Source organism: Azospirillum cavernae, from assembly GCF_003590795.1.
GTDB lineage: Bacteria > Pseudomonadota > Alphaproteobacteria > Azospirillales > Azospirillaceae > Azospirillum > Azospirillum cavernae.
Map to the genome: position 1 here is coordinate 1,001,208 of NZ_QYUL01000002.1, position 13,760 is coordinate 1,014,967.

Below are 13,760 nucleotides of genomic sequence, written 5' to 3' on the forward strand. Positions count from 1 at the left end.
GAAAAACCAATGACCGATTTCGGTCATTTCGGTCAGAATAATTGCGTCGAATCGTAACGCAATTATTACAATCTCGCCACTTAATGAGCGAATGTTAACAGAACAGCAATTTAACACCATAACAGCGTGTCCGCTCCTGTCACATGTTGCGGGCGCGTGTTTGTGGAAATTGGTTGAAAGCGTGCATGTGCAGCATTTTGCCGCGCGACAATTGATCGTGCGCGAGGGCGACCCAGGCGACGACTTGTACATTGTTGAATCTGGCAGCGTGCTGGTGACGTCGCGAGACGTCCGTCTCGCCCTGCTGGAGTGGCCCGCGCCGATTGGTGATCTGGGGATCTTCGCGGACCGACCACGGACGGCGACCGCCATCGCTGAAACCGACTGCACCTTGTTGCGGATCGCGACGCCCGATCTGATGGATGCGCTACGGCTCACGCCCGAGGTGTGGGAGGGCGTCGCGCTCTGGTTCGCGGAGTTCGCCTACGCCAAAGCCATGGACGAAAAAGTTAGGACGCACAACCTGCGCTCACAGCTCGCCCGACTGCTGCTCTCTCGCGCCGACCCAGCCACCGGCGCTGTGTCGCTTACCCAAATCGAGCTGGCCGAGATTCTGGCCGTCCGGCGCTCGACGATCCAGCGCCACCTTGACGCGTTTCGCGTCGCGGGCCTGATAACCAGATCTGGCCGTGTGGCGATCCTGGATCACCAGGGACTGGAGCGCGAGGGCCTACTTTGACGCGTAAATGCGCTTGCGTCGCGCCGGTTGCTCCAGCGATGCTTTTTCCGACACCAACGGGAGTTGCGCGCGTGGAAAACGGAGACTTATCGCGACTTGGCTGGAATCTCGGACCGGACGCCGGAAACCTGAAGGCGCTGTCGGCGCTGCTGGGCTTCGTCCAAGCGGGACTGGATGGCGTCCCGCCGGATGTCCTGGATTACCGGGATGAAGAGCTGCGCAACGCCGTGAACGCGGCCATCGCCGACGGCGCGATCCCCGACCATTTCCGCGACCGCTTTGATGGTGTTGTGGCGGCTGTGGAATCACTCTACGCCGACCGCCAGTTCACAGCGGCTGTGGTGGCGTTCGAGCAACCCCCCGACGACCTGCCCGCCGACGTCCGCCCCAGTCTGATCGACGCCGCGTTGCAAGCTGGCGCCCCAACCCTGGAGCTTGCGCGCTCGATCTGCGCGGCGGTCCTGTCAGCGGCGCGGGCGCGATGACAGCGACGCTAATCCTGCCGTCGGCAGCATCGCTTGCGCCCCGGAGGCTGGAAATCCCGGCCTTTGTTCGGCGGTTGGGCGACCCGCCGCCCAAACCGCCGCAGGCCGTCACGGTTACAATCCACCGGCAGCCGGTTGGTTTCGCGGCTGGGCCTCAATCTGAAATCCTGAACCTTTGGCCTTCTATCCGGACGGCGCCGCCGGTCACGCTCGCCCATGATCTGGCCAACTCCGGGCTGTTGCGCCATTGCGGGTTCCTCAATGCCGAACCGGGCGGGCCGCTGGTGTTCCGCCGGATCGCCGACGCCACGGTTCGGGCGCTGGGTCGGGATTGGGCTATGCAGCAGCTTGGAAAACCGAACGACGACGACCCATACAGCGAATACGCGGTCCAATTGGCCGCGCACTATGAAGAGGCGATCAAGGGCGGGGAGCCTGTTTACAACCATTGCGTCATCCACGGACTCGCCCGCCCCGTCGTTTACAGCCACCTGCTGGTCGGCTGGACCTCACCATCCGGCCAGAAAGCGCTTCTCACGGTGATCGACTGGCCAGGCGCTTAGGCGGCTTAGGCGGCCTCGCTCATCGTCATGGCGGCGAGATCGCCAAAAAAGTGCGACCTTGTGAACAAGACGAAATGCATCGGGAACTCGCCATTCCCGACTTGGTGATAGTTGATCGACGTCGCGTCATCCATGTGGCGGATTCCCATCCTGCTGGGCGACCACACCGGCACGATGTGAGGCTCGACCACCGACACCATCGCGTCAGGCTGCCAAAGCAGCCACGACGCCAGCTTGTTCGCCCGCTGCGCCGTCCGAAACAGGCCGCGCTTTCCCGCGCCCGGCTTCGTCCAACCGGCATTGGTCCATACCACCCGCCCGCGCAGACCAAGAGCAACCTCCGACGTCACGTCGCAAAACTCACCCACCGGGGCTTGCTGTTCCGGCTCGTCGTAGAACACCGATAGGTCGGCGAACCGCTGGCCTATCGAGCGCTCCCGGCAATCGTAGAGCAAGCCCGCCTGGACCGTCACCGTCTCGCCCTCGGCGTTGCGTCCGTCGATCCAATAGGCGTTGCTGCGGTTCAGGCTGCGGTGCCGGACGGATGCGGCCGGAAGGATCTCATCCCACGTTCCGGCAGCGCGCGCGCGATCATTGACCGCGAGCAACCCTTCCATGTGCGGGTTGACCCATAGCGTGACTCCCGCCGATTCTGCCAGGGCGCACAGGTGATCGCGCGCAGATGTGAGAAGGCCAGAAAGAGGGCCGACCGGGACGGGCAGATCGGCGAGACGGGCGGGGGCGTTGAGCGTAAAGTGGTGCATCTGCATCTCCATGCGTTGCGCGACCCAAAGGCGAGTCGCTGGTGCATGGTGACGCGAAGGGCGCGCCTTACGAAACTGCGCGGACGCAAGATAACTATATTTTACATTAAATGCGGATAGTTGCGCCGATCTTCGTCGGCAACTCCACGAACGCCAGCGCAACGAGGTGTCGCGATCACCCCGCCACTGTAGCCGTGTCCATCCCTATCTGCTCGCGCCCCTAACCGGCTCACACCCCCGGTCGTCTCAGTGAACGCATTTTACCCCCGCCCGGCGCGCTGCTGAGCCAGCGCGGGCTTCCGGTAGCGGCTCCTGGAGTAGGTGTTGGCCGTCGTTCAAGACGGTTGTGGTGTTAGTTGGAATTTCCCGCGCGTGCAACGGGTGAGTTCTGGTTCACGGGCCGACCCAGGCTCGCCACGCATCGCCACGCTGGCGCAGCGCGTCAACGTAGCCGACCAACGCATCCCGACCGGCGGGATCGACGCAGGCGACCGACGACACTCCGGGCGCAGTGAAGATGCGGCCCGGCGGCGGGATGGCCACCATCAACTCGGGGGGCGGTTCGAGGCGCTGCGGGACCGGAACCTCGACGGGAGGAGGCGGTGACGAAGCGCAGGCAGCAAGCGCCAGGACGGCGCAGATGGTCAGGGCGAGACGAGCCATTGATTGAGCGCCTCCACGGTCGCTGCGTTGGGTTTCGGGCGGGGCTTCATGACCGCTGTGGCGCGCTGCGATGCGGCCTGAGACGCGGCCAGTGCGTCGGAGCGCATTTTCTCGGCGGCGGCGTTCTGGGTGGCGATGGCCGCGTCTCGCTGGGTGACAAGTGCCTTTTGCGCGGCGACATCGGCCTCAGACCACGACAGGCGAAGCGTCTGGACGCCGACAGCGATGGCGAGCAATGCCGCAAGGGCGGCGGCCCCCATGGCCCCGGCCCGCGTGCCGAGAAGGCTGAGCAGGAAGGTCATCGGATCACCCCTTCGTCAAGATGCCAATAAACCCGGCAACCGCCATACCAAGCGGGATGATCGCCTCGGCCTGTTCGGGGGACAGGGCGACGCCAAAGGCCGTCAGCAAGGTGGCAATGCCGCGCCACGTAGTCGGCTCCTGTAGGCGGGCGAGCAGGTAATCGCGCGCTTTTGGGGACATGAGGGACTCCTCGGACATGAAAAAGCCCGCACCGAATGGCGCGGGCGGTGGTTGGATTCTCAAGTCGGCAGGCGCATGCTGGGCTGCACCCGGATCATGGAGGCCCGTATGCCAAAGCCGCAGTACAGCGCTCGCGTGCATGCGCAAGCAGTCCTGTCGCGGTCGCAGATCCTCTGCCTGCTGACGGCGGACATGGATGGAGATATCTACCCGGAGGCGACGGACACGCCTGAGTGGCTACTGGCAGAGATGGAGATTCGCGGGTTGATCGGTCTGGGTCATGCTCCCGGCGTGTGGAGGCTGACCAGAGACGGCCTTGATGCGCGTGAAGCGCTGCTGGAATAAGGCTGAGTCACCCTGCGGCGGGCAAGCCCATCGCCCGCGCCGTCACCGGCCCAACCAGGCCATCGGCGACCAGTCCATGCGCCGTCTGCCACCGGGCCACAGCGGCCTTGGTCGCGGGGCCATAGACGCCACCGACCTGCGCGCCGACGACACGCTGAATCGCCCGCACCCGGTCGTCAGCCATCGGTGGCGCGGCCTCACCATTGACCAGCGGCCAAATCCGCTCAAACCAAGCTCGCCGGTCGTCCAGCCCGTTGTAACCGCCGTTGATCCGGCGGGTGATGGCGCGGATGTCGTTATTGTCGGCGGCGGCGTTCAGGTTGCCTTCGCCCCACTCATGCAGGGCCGGTTTCAGGGCGTGTTCGGGGGCGACGACCAGGCCGGGACGCACCTCCGGCCCGGTGTGGCCATAGCCAATGGTCCAGGGCGCGCCGCCGCTGGCCGGATCGGGGTAGGCCGTCAGGCGAAGGCCTTCCGCGTCTTTGACCAGGTCGATGACGGGTTGAGGAACAGGGCGCATGGAAATCCTCCTTCTGCGCATGAAAAAAGCCGCCGGGCGGATGCCGGGCGGCTGAGAAAACTGGAATGTTGTCGCGGTTGGGTTCAGCCGCCGGGCCAACCCAGATCAATTCCGACGGCGTAAGCCGTCAGCGCGTCATCGACGGTCTCGGCGGCATCGATGGCGGCGCTCAACTCCTCCTCGCGGGCGAAGCAGGCCTGCACGAAAACCCCGATGGCCAGCAAGGCGGTGGCCAGTGCGGCCTTGCCGACGCGGGCGAAGCCATCCGCCGTCTTCCAGACCGTCTCGAAGCTGCCACCGGCCAGCTCGACCTGACTGGCCAGGGTCAGATTGCTGGCCACGTCGTCGTAACTGGCCTTATCGCTGCGCCAGCGTTGGCCGCCAATCAGGACGCCACGGTCGCGCTCGGTCTTGCGACGCGCGACCACAGCCGCGCGCAGTTGGGCGAGCAGATAGTCGAGCGTCGGCGGCTGGACGGCGCCGTCAACGCACACATAATCGTGCGTGGCCCAGGCCGACAACGCGTCAGGAACCCGCACCCACAGAATCGATGGGTGATACAGGCCGGTCGGATCGTCGGTTACAAACTCGGCGCAAACGCCGGCATCAATGCGTGCCCACATCATCCACCCCACTTGATACACACCGCCCCGACGCGACCGGGCGTTCCGGCCCCGCCGGTGAAGGCCAGAGATCCGCCGCTGCCGCCCCCGCCGTAACTGACCCCACCGAAGGTCGCGAATTGAGACCGATATTCGGGGTTGTAGTCACCGCCGATTCCTGTGCCGTCCGCGCCACGCTGGTTGAGATCGTTCGGTCCTGCCGCCCCGCCGGTCGCCGACAACAGCGTTCCGAAGGACGCGGACCCGCCGGGCTGCCCAAGTGATCCGCCCGCCGGAACGACGATGGTGAAAACCTGGCCTGGGGTCACAGGAAGATTGTACTTGATCGACACGCCGCCGTTTCCGGCGGGTCCGCCCTCGGATGAATCGTACTGGCTGGTGTCGTAACCGCCGCCACCGCCGCCGCCCACCACCGTCACCTGGGTCAGCAGCGTGACGCCCACCGGCACCGTGAATGTGGTCGTGCCAGGCGTGGAAAAGATCCATTCGCCCGCTCCAGCGCCTGCGGTGAAGGCCGTCGGCGCGGACCAATCGGACCAGCCCAGCGTGGCGCCTTGATGTTGACACTGGAAATAATAGACGGTCAGCGGCGTGAGAGCGGCGGTCGATGGCAATGTGACGGAGGTCAAGGCCCCGGCGCTGATCCCGCTGTCGTAGACGACCGTGTCGAAGCTGGGCACCGTCGAGACCCGCCAGCGTGACGCCGCGTGCGCGTCCGCTCCGGCGACAACCGAAAACGGCGAGCTGGTCAGGGTCGGCTGGAGCGCGGCCCCAGCCGACCCGTTGGCGGGCGTCAGGTTTGTCGGTCGGGCGACAAAGGAAAAGATCGCCGCGCAGGTGAAGGCCGTCGGCGTGCTGGGGGCCGACCAATGCCCCTCGACGTCAGCGTAAGCAGCCCGCCACCAATAGACGCCGGTCGTCGCCAAAACCAAGTCGGGGACGGCGTAAGAGGCCACGGCCCCCACCGTGCCGCTGTGCAGGATGGTGGCAAAGCTGGGACTTGTGGCGATCTCAAACCGCGCTTGCCCCTGAGCGACCCCGTAGAGCGAATAATAGGGCGACGCCGACAGCGTCGGCGTGCCGCTGACGCCGATCGCGCCCGCCGCCGGACCCAGGTTGATGGGTTGCCGCACCTGCGCCGTCGATGAAATCGTTCGGATGGCCTGGAGCAGCTGGGTATGGTCGCCGCCCGCTGGCGTGAGGCCTGCGGTTTGGATCACCGTCAGCATCTCATTCTGGACGCCGTTGAGCCAGTCGGCGGTGATGACGGTGGCGGGAAGGCCGGTGGCGGGGCTGCCCTCCGTAAAGAGCGACCGCCCCGAGGAGGTCGCGGCGGTCGGATGATCGATGGCGTCCATTCTCACACCTTGATTGTGGTTACGGTTTTGGCCAGCGGCAGATCGATCACGACGGTGACGGTCTCCATCACCGGGCTGCCGTCCACCACAAGAGGGTTCCCCTCGGAATCCGTCGCCTGCCGCGTCACCAGAACCGGCTGCGGCGTCGTCTGGCTGCCTCCCGCAGCAAAGCGATATCGGGGCGGGATGTTGGGCAGGTTGAAGGTGGTCGCCCCGTCACCGGCGCCCCAGCGCGTTCCGATCACGCCGAAGAGGTCGACGTAGGTCTGGCGGGACACCGCGCGACCGTCGCAGACCAGGCGATCCGGCGGCGTCACATCCCCCGCAAAGACCTCCAACGTCCCGGTGGGCGTCACCGCGCTCCGGCTGAACAGGGCGTTCAACTCGGTGCGGATGATCTCCAGCGTCTGACGCAGAGCGCTCAGGCGGGGTGCGGTGCGGAAGAGGCTGGGGTCTACAGAGCTGGTCACGTCATGTCTCCCAAATGGTGAACCCATGATCCCAGCCGACCAGGCCGTCATCCCACGGCGCGGCGTCTGGCGAGGTGTAGGAAAAGCGCACCAGCGTGTGCGCCGCAGCAACCCGACGCAGGGCTGCCTCGAAAGCCGCCTCGCCCCACGCGGCGAGCGATTCGCCCGCCGCCGATTGACCGGCGCGCGCGTGCGTGGATGTCCATTGGACCAGGCCGATGGACCAGACAAAGGACCAAGCGTCGCCACAGCAGGGACTCCCGGCTTGAGCGCCACCGGCGCGCGCCGGGCCGTATTGGGTGATCGTGACGTCGAAGCCCAGCGCCTTGGCGTAGGCGGTCAGGTAGGGGACGCTTTGGCCGCCCACGCCGATCAACTGCGCCACCACCGCCGCGCGGCGCTGCTGCAACGTGGTCTGGCCGCTGACCGCGAGCGTGGCCTCCCAATCCGGCAGCAGCTGGTGCGCGCCCGCCGGAAAGGCGTCGCTCAGCAGCGCCGCCGCGTCCGCGCTCTGCCGTTCATAGACCGCCGCCAGCCCGTCGAGCACCTGGGCTTGCGTCGTGCCTTCCTCGCGCGGCCAAATTCGCCCGGTCGGCAGCAGGGCTTGCAAGGCCGCGCGGAAGTCGGCGCGGCTGTAACGTGGCGGCATGGCGACCTCAAACGAAGGTGATGACGCCCAGCGTCAGCATGTGGCCGGGCGGCGCTGAGACGTCGTCCAGCGGCGCGTTGATGTCGAAGCTGGAATCGCCCAACGCCACCTGCACCGCTTCCCACAGGCGGTTGATGTTCACCGTCCCGCCGGGCGTGGCGTCTTCGCGCAGGCGTTCGATCAGGGCGTCGCGCGCCGCCGCCTGCGAGGACAGGGGGATTCCAGCGATGGTCAGCGCCAGCGGCGACGGGATTGGCGCGACGACATAGACCAGCGCCGTCACCGGCTGGAGCGGCCAGAGCGCGTTGGCGACGGTCAGCTGGTCGCCGGTGGCCGGTTGCGCGCGGGTTTCGGCGCTCGCCACGCCGTCCGACCCTTGCGGAAAACCGCCGTGCGCGGCCTGCGCGTCGTCGAACATCACAAACAGCACGACGGTGCCCAGCCCCGCGCCGTTGCGGACGCACCAGGACCGCGTCACGCCGGGGACGGCGAGCGCCCAGCTGACGAAATCGTCATGCGCGCCGCCCATCGCCGTGATCTGGTAGGCGGTCAGCATGCGGGTGCGCAGCTCCTCGTCCGCCTCGACATCCGCCCCGCCGATCAGCGCGCCGCTCGTGCCCGACGACGGCACGCCGGAAACCGCTTGCGACAAGGCGAAGGCCGCGCCCGCGTCGGTGTTGCCGCCCGCCCCCGGCTCGTCGGCGAGGACCGGGACGCTCGCCGTTCCAGCAACCCCAACGGCAACCGTCTGGGTGCTGGTGAACGCCCGGCCATCGGCGGCGCGGGCGATGGCCGTTCCGCTTGGGATCACGGCGCCGACGGCCCCGGCGAAGGTCACGATTCCGGTCGCGGCGGCGGCGGGCTTGCGGGTGACGCCCTTCAGGGCCGCCCAGCCCTCCAGGGCCTCGTCGGTGCAGGTGAAGGGGACGGCCTGCTTGGCGATCCAGTCCAGATAGCCGTAATGCAGATGCGCCAGCCCGGCTTGAGCCGCCCCCAGCACCCCAAGCACCGACCGCCGCAACAGGTTGGCCCCACCATCGACCGCCGAGGCGACGTCCTGCGCCACCTGCTGGCGGATGTCGGTGAGGGTTGGACGCGAAAACGGCATCAGGCGACTCCTTGCCAAGCCCAATCAAAGTTAAAGCTGGTCGATTGGCCGTCGCTGCGGTGGGCGATGACCCAGACGCCCAAGGTCGAGCGGCGCGCCCATTCCACGCGGATCGTGAAGCGCGCGACCACGCCGTCGTCGATCAGCCATTGCAGCGCCTCGGCGACGTAATCGGCGGCGCGCCGCCGGGTCTCTTCCGTCTGCTTGGCGCGGTCGAGCAACCACAGCCGCGAGCCGATCTCGCGATCCCCCCACCAACCCCGCCGGTCGCCCGTGCCGTCCGGCAGGCTGTCGGAGGCGGTCGCCGGGCGGTCGGTGAACAGGCTGAGCAGGATGGCGGTGGCCAAGTCGTCGCCCGTGTCCAGGTCGCCAGAGACCAGGGACCAATCGCCCCGCGCGTCGTTGGCGATCCAGGACACCAGGATGTCGGCCATGGCTATTCCTGTTGGTTGGGGATGGCCGTGCTGGCCCCGCCCGGCTGCACGCCGTTGTGCGTGTGCTCGTTATAAATGGCCCGCATGCTGGCCATGCTGCGCCCGCCGCCGCCGACCTGGTCAATGATGTCGCCCGTCACCTCCAGCAGCGGCGCCTCGATGCGGACTTTCGCGCTTGCCTTGATCGTCAGGCTGGGGGTGTCCTCAATCGTGATCGGCAGCCCCGCGCCCTTGACGACGATGCCGTTGCGGGTCAAATGGACCGATTGGCCGAGGTCGTCGTAGAGGCAGACCTCTCCACCGGCCAGCCCCTTTGGCCGAGCGCCCTGATTGCCGCTGGCCACCACCACGCCCATTGAGCGGTCGCCGCCGACGAACAGCAGCACGACGTCGCTGCCGATCGGCGGGACCGACGAGAGGCCGTATTCGATGAGGCGCGGGGTGTTGTCGCGCAGCTCATCGACGCCCAAGCGGACCTGCATCGTCTGCACCGCGCCGCCATCGGTGACGGCGGTGATCCGGCCCCGGCCAATCGCCAGCAGCGCGCGGGTGTAAAGGCGCTCGATCAGTCCCGGATCGCTCATGGCCGCGCCCCCGGCGTGACGTCTGACAGGATAGGGACCAGCACGGTCGGGGCCAGCTCGAAGGCGGATGGCGGCATCAGCACCAGGCTGGCCGAGGTGCCGGACGGGCCGCGCTGATACGTCACCTCGGCGATGATCCATGTTGCGTCCAGGTGCAGGCTGGGCAGCGTGACCCGCGCCAGCCGGTTCGGCGTCCACAGCTCGCCCGCCGCGTCGCGCCAGCTGTCCACAGTCAACCGCACCTGGAAGGAGCGCCCCGCGCGCCGGGCCATTTCCCAGCGGCCCCGCTGCTCCGACAGCCCCAGCGCCACGATCCCGGATTCGGCGATGATGAAGCGCTTGCGGTGGCGCGTCACCCCGGCGTCGCGCACGATGGCCCGGATGTCGCCGTCAGGACCAGCCTCGCCCAAGGGCGCCATGGAGAGGGAGCGCACGACGTATTCTGAAAAGCGCTGATCCATCGAGAACAGGGCGACGGCACTCTCGACATTCGCGCCCTGGGCGAAACCGCTGGCGTGCTCGACCGTTCCGACGCGCGACAGGACGAGGTTGCCGTCCGGCCCGTCGTAAGCCAGCAGAGCGCGAAACCGGGCGATCCGCTCGATCACCGCGAAGGGCGTCTCGCCCCACATGAGATTGATCTGCGGGATCGGCGGACCGACGTCGGTCAAGGCGCTGACCGTGACGCCATAGGGCTGGGCCAGCTTCGCGGCGATGCTCAACACGTCGGCGCTGCTGATCTGGTTGCTGGGCCATTCCGCCGAACAATCGACCAAATCCTGGCATTTCCCGCGCCCCGTCACCCGCAGGCTGTGCGACTGGCGGTCAATGGCTGGGATGAAGCGGTCCACATAGCCGGTCAGCACCAGATCGGAGCCGAGCAGCACCTGGCATTCATCGCCCTCCTTGACGACGACGCTCGCCACCTCGCCCGGAAAGCGCTCGGTGAAGGTGATGTCGAAGTCGGACGGCAAGCGTTCGACGCCGCGCGTCACCCGCAGCTGCTGCCAGCCGGAGAGCTTGCGCCCGGCGGCGCCGCCAATCACCAGGGTCAGGTCGTCGATCATCATCACTCCGCCAAGGCGTTGAAGGAGACCGGCAGAAAGGCCGGGTGGATCGCGCCGGATTGCTCGACCAGCTCGTCGCTGCGCGCAGGGTCCTGGTAGAGCCGCTGCGCCAACACCAAAGCGGGTTGCGGGCGGGCTGTGGACACGACCACGCGGCGCGTGAGGCTGGCTCCGCGCTCGGTCAAATCAACCGAGACGGCGGTGCGCAGGGCGCGCAGCGCCTGGTAGGTCTGGTCCTGCCCGGCGTCGCCCGCCCGCGTCATTTCGGCGTCGATCAGCTCCACCACCCGGCTGCGCGTCTCAACCGCCTGGTCGTGCGATGGCGGCTCATACCGCGCGGCGGCCCGCGCCACCTCCGCCAAGGCGGCGCGCCGCACCAGCGTGGCCGTGGCCGTGGCCGCCGGGGTCGGCGACGGCGACGGCCCCGAAGGGGCGGCCCCTGAACCGACGGTCCCTGAACTGACGGGGGAGACCGGCGAAAAACTGGCCAGCGGCGTCAGCAGGCGCAGCGCGTCCGTCGCGTTGGGGGTGGCGCGGGCGGCGGCGGACACCAGCGCGGCGACGCTCGCGGCGGCGGTTGGCAGGCTCGCCGCCGTCAACGCGTTCGCCTGCGCCATCGCGTCCGCGCCCGCCTGCGCCACCGTCGCCCGCCGCGCCGCCGTGGCGGCCTTCAGGGCGGGGAGAGTGGCGGGGAAAGCCGTCGTCGCGCCACGCCGCCGACCCTGGACCTTTGTGCCGCCGATGAAGCGACCGAACGCTCCGGGCAGGTCGCGCACGGCGTTGTAGAGGTTCGTCGCGTCGTCGATCAGGCGAAAGACCGCCCGGACATAGACGCCGACCGCGCTGACGATCTGCCGCAAGATGGCCGATCCCTGCTTGAGCAACCCGCCCACCGTTTGGACGAAATCCAGAACGGCGGCGGCTCCGACGGCGTCCGCCGCCGCCTCGATCTGGCCGACGCTGGTCGCGCCGCCCTCGGGAAACTGGAGCTTTCCCGCCTCGACGCAATCCAGCGTGATTTCGAACACCCGGCCTTCGCGGCGGCGCTCAACGACGTGAAAGCGCAGCAGAGCGACCGATTTCCGACCCAAGGTCGGATGAACCAACTCGGCCTCGCCCGCCGTCTCGCACGCCCGCACCAGCCGGTCGCGCTGGGCCAGCACGTCGCCCCCGCCATACTGGACCGACCCCTCGACCAGGAATCCGATCAGGCTGATGCGGCGCGGCCCGCGCCCCAAATCCTCCACCCACACCGAATCCCGGTAGGGGTATTCATGGACGGCGACGCGGCGGCCAAACTCCGAGGCCGATCCGATGACGCCGAAGGGCACGCCCCGAAACGACGCGGTCTGAAGGCGGGTGTGCCACGGCCCGGCGCCGCCGTCGAACCCGGCCAGATCGACGCCCAAGCGACCAGCGGCGTTGGTGACGCGATCCAGCGCGCCGCCAAGGGCCTGATAGGCGTTGCGGTTGGGCATCACGGCCTCGCAAAGTCGGGAGTGGAGTAATTGACGCGTGTTGGCGCGAAGATGCTGTCCGGCTGGCCCTGCACCGACGCCGTCGTTCCCGGCGGCACAGCGCCGGAGAAGCGCACGTCAACCTGGATCGGTTGCCCCTGTTGCGGCCCCTGTTGGCCGGGTTGCCCCGGATTGGCGGTGGCCGCCCGCGCTTGTTCCGCCTGCGCCTTGGCGAGGTCCGACAGCAACACCGAATAATTCGGCACCGGCGTTGGCTTTTCCCCGAACACGCCGGGCTTGTAGAAGCTGTGGTCGCCGATTTCCGCCGACCGCAGATCGTCCCGGCCCCGACCGAAATCAGTGCCGCGCCGCTCGGAAATGTCGCGGTTGAGGAAATAGGTGGCGCCGCCGGTCGGGTCGGTCCGCCGCCCGCTGGCGATCCCGTCCAGGATGCCTTGGACCGTCGCCCGTTGCGCGCTGGATCCCGATGGCAGGTTCCGCCAGTCGCCGCCCGCCCGCATCACCGGCTCGAACTGACCGCGCTGGTTGACCACGTCGGGGATGGACCCGCCCCACGCCGGGTGGGCCGATCGGTTCAGGACCGTCCGCACCACACCTTCCAAGCCCACAGCCCCCTGGTTGCCGGCCTCGGCGATGGCGACGCGGGTCAACGCCTCCACCGCCGTCGGATCGAGGGTGATCGCCTTGGTGTCCGCGCCGACCGTCACGGGCGGGACAGCCGTCGGCAGAGCGGCGGCTGTGGATTGCGGCGCGGCGACGGCGGGCGCCGACGGCGCGGCGGCGGGAGGCACGGCGGCGTTGGCGGGGGTGACGAACAGGCTCCGCCACCAGGATTTCTCCGGTGGGCTGGCCTGGGGCGCGGCGATGGCTGGTTTTCCTCCGGCGTGGCTGATTTCAGGCTGAAATGCGGCAGCCAGCTCGGCCAGCCGGAATCTTCCCGCTGCTTCTTTTCTTCGGTCGTTTTCACGGACGCCGAACCGGAACGGGTCGGCTTTGCTGATCTTGTCCAGCTCGCCACGGACGAAATCACCGATCCCGTTCCAGTGTTCATAGATCAGGGCCGCTCCCTGGACGATCCCCGCGATCAGGCCCAGCACGGGTGAAACCGCGCCACACCGGCCACCACCCCCAAAGCGACGCCGACCTCGGCCAATCCGCCCGCCAACGGCTTGTTGGCCGCCGCCCAATCGGCGGTTTTGTCGATGATGCCGCCAAATCGGTCAGCGTAAGACGCCTCAATCGTGGCCCCAACGCCTTGGGCGGCGGCTTTCAGCCGATTGAGCGACTGTCCCAACTCTTCGGACTTCGCCTGCGTGTCCTGCGACACCTCCGCGTATTTCTGGACGTCGGCCAAATACGCGTTCCAGCCCGCCCGGCCCCGGCGCAGCATCGGCAGCAGCGGCTCGACCCCGAACATTGAGCGACGC

The 13,760-nt window shown here is 67.8% G+C and carries 20 protein-coding genes; 4 read left to right on the forward strand and 16 right to left on the reverse strand.

Features of this window, described 5'->3' with window-relative positions; all coding sequences use genetic code 11:
• The first annotated feature begins 181 nt into the window (after positions 1-181).
• From D3877_RS16010 to D3877_RS16020, 3 genes are all read left to right on the forward strand, one after another.
• A complete protein-coding gene (locus D3877_RS16010; RefSeq protein WP_158599926.1) occupies positions 182-739 on the forward strand; it encodes a Crp/Fnr family transcriptional regulator in 558 nt (185 codons plus the stop codon).
• Between the two features lie 71 nt (positions 740-810).
• A complete protein-coding gene (locus D3877_RS16015) occupies positions 811-1,224 on the forward strand; it encodes a hypothetical protein (protein WP_119831731.1) in 414 nt (137 codons plus the stop codon).
• The gene (locus D3877_RS16020; protein WP_147395199.1) at positions 1,221-1,787 is read left to right on the forward strand and encodes a hypothetical protein; all 567 of its coding nucleotides are present in this window, start codon (positions 1,221-1,223) and stop codon (positions 1,785-1,787) included. Before D3877_RS16015 ends, D3877_RS16020 begins: the two co-directional genes overlap by 4 nt.
• A gap of 5 nt (positions 1,788-1,792) precedes the next feature.
• On the opposite strand, the gene D3877_RS16025 is transcribed toward D3877_RS16020, so the two are convergent.
• From D3877_RS16025 to D3877_RS30265, 4 genes are all read right to left on the reverse strand, one after another.
• Positions 1,793-2,563 carry a hypothetical protein gene (locus D3877_RS16025; RefSeq protein WP_238474914.1) on the reverse strand — a complete coding sequence of 257 codons (771 nt, stop codon included), beginning with the start codon at positions 2,561-2,563 and terminating at the stop codon, positions 1,793-1,795.
• Between the two features lie 381 nt (positions 2,564-2,944).
• Entirely contained in the window at positions 2,945-3,214 is a 270-nt protein-coding gene (locus D3877_RS16030; protein ID WP_119831733.1) for a hypothetical protein, read from the reverse strand.
• Complete coding sequence (locus D3877_RS16035) at positions 3,196-3,516, reverse strand: hypothetical protein (RefSeq protein WP_119831734.1); 321 nt, start codon at positions 3,514-3,516, stop codon at positions 3,196-3,198. Before D3877_RS16035 ends, D3877_RS16030 begins: the two co-directional genes overlap by 19 nt.
• Positions 3,517-3,520: 4 nt before the next feature.
• Positions 3,521-3,697: a hypothetical protein gene (locus tag D3877_RS30265; protein ID WP_199720822.1), complete on the reverse strand. Its 177-nt coding sequence runs from the start codon at positions 3,695-3,697 to the stop codon at positions 3,521-3,523.
• A 75-nt stretch (positions 3,698-3,772) separates the two neighbouring features.
• Between D3877_RS30265 and D3877_RS16045 the strand changes: the two genes are divergently transcribed.
• Entirely contained in the window at positions 3,773-4,042 is a 270-nt protein-coding gene (locus D3877_RS16045; protein WP_238474915.1) for a hypothetical protein, read from the forward strand.
• A gap of 7 nt (positions 4,043-4,049) precedes the next feature.
• Here the strand turns inward: D3877_RS16045 and D3877_RS30390 are convergent, their stop codons facing one another.
• The 12 genes from D3877_RS30390 to D3877_RS16105 form a co-directional block, all read right to left on the reverse strand.
• Complete coding sequence (locus D3877_RS30390; protein WP_119831736.1) at positions 4,050-4,562, reverse strand: peptidoglycan-binding protein; 513 nt, start codon at positions 4,560-4,562, stop codon at positions 4,050-4,052.
• Positions 4,563-4,645: 83 nt separating this feature from the next.
• The gene (locus D3877_RS16055; protein ID WP_147395200.1) at positions 4,646-5,188 is read right to left on the reverse strand and encodes a DUF4376 domain-containing protein; all 543 of its coding nucleotides are present in this window, start codon (positions 5,186-5,188) and stop codon (positions 4,646-4,648) included.
• Positions 5,185-6,543, reverse strand: a complete 1,359-nt coding sequence (locus tag D3877_RS16060; protein ID WP_119831738.1) for a glycine-rich domain-containing protein — start codon at positions 6,541-6,543, stop codon at positions 5,185-5,187. The genes D3877_RS16055 and D3877_RS16060 overlap by 4 nt, the downstream gene beginning before the upstream one ends.
• A gap of 2 nt (positions 6,544-6,545) precedes the next feature.
• A complete protein-coding gene (locus D3877_RS16065; protein ID WP_238474916.1) occupies positions 6,546-7,013 on the reverse strand; it encodes a phage tail protein in 468 nt (155 codons plus the stop codon).
• Position 7,014: 1 nt separating this feature from the next.
• A complete protein-coding gene (locus D3877_RS16070) occupies positions 7,015-7,662 on the reverse strand; it encodes a YmfQ family protein (RefSeq protein ID WP_119831740.1) in 648 nt (215 codons plus the stop codon).
• Between the two features lie 7 nt (positions 7,663-7,669).
• Complete coding sequence (locus tag D3877_RS16075; RefSeq protein ID WP_119831741.1) at positions 7,670-8,770, reverse strand: baseplate J/gp47 family protein; 1,101 nt, start codon at positions 8,768-8,770, stop codon at positions 7,670-7,672.
• Positions 8,770-9,204, reverse strand: coding sequence for a phage GP46 family protein (locus tag D3877_RS16080; RefSeq protein ID WP_119831742.1), 435 nt, complete (start codon positions 9,202-9,204; stop codon positions 8,770-8,772). The genes D3877_RS16075 and D3877_RS16080 overlap by 1 nt, the downstream gene beginning before the upstream one ends.
• Positions 9,205-9,206: 2 nt before the next feature.
• The gene (locus tag D3877_RS16085; RefSeq protein WP_119830439.1) at positions 9,207-9,788 is read right to left on the reverse strand and encodes a phage baseplate assembly protein V; all 582 of its coding nucleotides are present in this window, start codon (positions 9,786-9,788) and stop codon (positions 9,207-9,209) included.
• Entirely contained in the window at positions 9,785-10,858 is a 1,074-nt protein-coding gene (locus D3877_RS16090) for a phage baseplate assembly protein (protein ID WP_199720745.1), read from the reverse strand. Before D3877_RS16090 ends, D3877_RS16085 begins: the two co-directional genes overlap by 4 nt.
• Positions 10,858-12,333 carry a DNA circularization protein gene (locus D3877_RS16095; protein ID WP_147395201.1) on the reverse strand — a complete coding sequence of 492 codons (1,476 nt, stop codon included), beginning with the start codon at positions 12,331-12,333 and terminating at the stop codon, positions 10,858-10,860. The genes D3877_RS16090 and D3877_RS16095 overlap by 1 nt, the downstream gene beginning before the upstream one ends.
• A complete protein-coding gene (locus tag D3877_RS16100; RefSeq protein WP_119831744.1) occupies positions 12,333-13,430 on the reverse strand; it encodes a cell wall hydrolase in 1,098 nt (365 codons plus the stop codon). Before D3877_RS16100 ends, D3877_RS16095 begins: the two co-directional genes overlap by 1 nt.
• The gene (locus D3877_RS16105; protein WP_119831745.1) at positions 13,418-13,750 is read right to left on the reverse strand and encodes a hypothetical protein; all 333 of its coding nucleotides are present in this window, start codon (positions 13,748-13,750) and stop codon (positions 13,418-13,420) included. The genes D3877_RS16100 and D3877_RS16105 overlap by 13 nt, the downstream gene beginning before the upstream one ends.
• Positions 13,751-13,760: the final 10 nt, after the last annotated feature.

What these genes read in the sequence shown, in the direction of transcription:
- D3877_RS16020 (WP_147395199.1), top strand. Translation starts at nt 1,221, where the DNA reads ATGACAGCGACGCTAATCCTGCCGTCGGCAGCATCGCTTGCGCCCCGG.
- D3877_RS16025 (WP_238474914.1), bottom strand. Translation starts at nt 2,563, where the DNA reads ATGGAGATGCAGATGCACCACTTTACGCTCAACGCCCCCGCCCGTCTC.
- D3877_RS16030 (WP_119831733.1), bottom strand. Translation starts at nt 3,214, where the DNA reads ATGGCTCGTCTCGCCCTGACCATCTGCGCCGTCCTGGCGCTTGCTGCC.
- D3877_RS16035 (WP_119831734.1), bottom strand. Translation starts at nt 3,516, where the DNA reads ATGACCTTCCTGCTCAGCCTTCTCGGCACGCGGGCCGGGGCCATGGGG.
- D3877_RS30265 (WP_199720822.1), bottom strand. Translation starts at nt 3,697, where the DNA reads ATGTCCCCAAAAGCGCGCGATTACCTGCTCGCCCGCCTACAGGAGCCG.
- D3877_RS16045 (WP_238474915.1), top strand. Translation starts at nt 3,773, where the DNA reads ATGCTGGGCTGCACCCGGATCATGGAGGCCCGTATGCCAAAGCCGCAG.
- D3877_RS30390 (WP_119831736.1), bottom strand. Translation starts at nt 4,562, where the DNA reads ATGCGCCCTGTTCCTCAACCCGTCATCGACCTGGTCAAAGACGCGGAA.
- D3877_RS16055 (WP_147395200.1), bottom strand. Translation starts at nt 5,188, where the DNA reads ATGATGTGGGCACGCATTGATGCCGGCGTTTGCGCCGAGTTTGTAACC.
- D3877_RS16060 (WP_119831738.1), bottom strand. Translation starts at nt 6,543, where the DNA reads ATGGACGCCATCGATCATCCGACCGCCGCGACCTCCTCGGGGCGGTCG.
- D3877_RS16070 (WP_119831740.1), bottom strand. Translation starts at nt 7,662, where the DNA reads ATGCCGCCACGTTACAGCCGCGCCGACTTCCGCGCGGCCTTGCAAGCC.
- D3877_RS16075 (WP_119831741.1), bottom strand. Translation starts at nt 8,770, where the DNA reads ATGCCGTTTTCGCGTCCAACCCTCACCGACATCCGCCAGCAGGTGGCG.
- D3877_RS16080 (WP_119831742.1), bottom strand. Translation starts at nt 9,204, where the DNA reads ATGGCCGACATCCTGGTGTCCTGGATCGCCAACGACGCGCGGGGCGAT.
- D3877_RS16085 (WP_119830439.1), bottom strand. Translation starts at nt 9,788, where the DNA reads ATGAGCGATCCGGGACTGATCGAGCGCCTTTACACCCGCGCGCTGCTG.
- D3877_RS16090 (WP_199720745.1), bottom strand. Translation starts at nt 10,858, where the DNA reads ATGATGATCGACGACCTGACCCTGGTGATTGGCGGCGCCGCCGGGCGC.
- D3877_RS16095 (WP_147395201.1), bottom strand. Translation starts at nt 12,333, where the DNA reads ATGCCCAACCGCAACGCCTATCAGGCCCTTGGCGGCGCGCTGGATCGC.
- D3877_RS16105 (WP_119831745.1), bottom strand. Translation starts at nt 13,750, where the DNA reads ATGTTCGGGGTCGAGCCGCTGCTGCCGATGCTGCGCCGGGGCCGGGCG.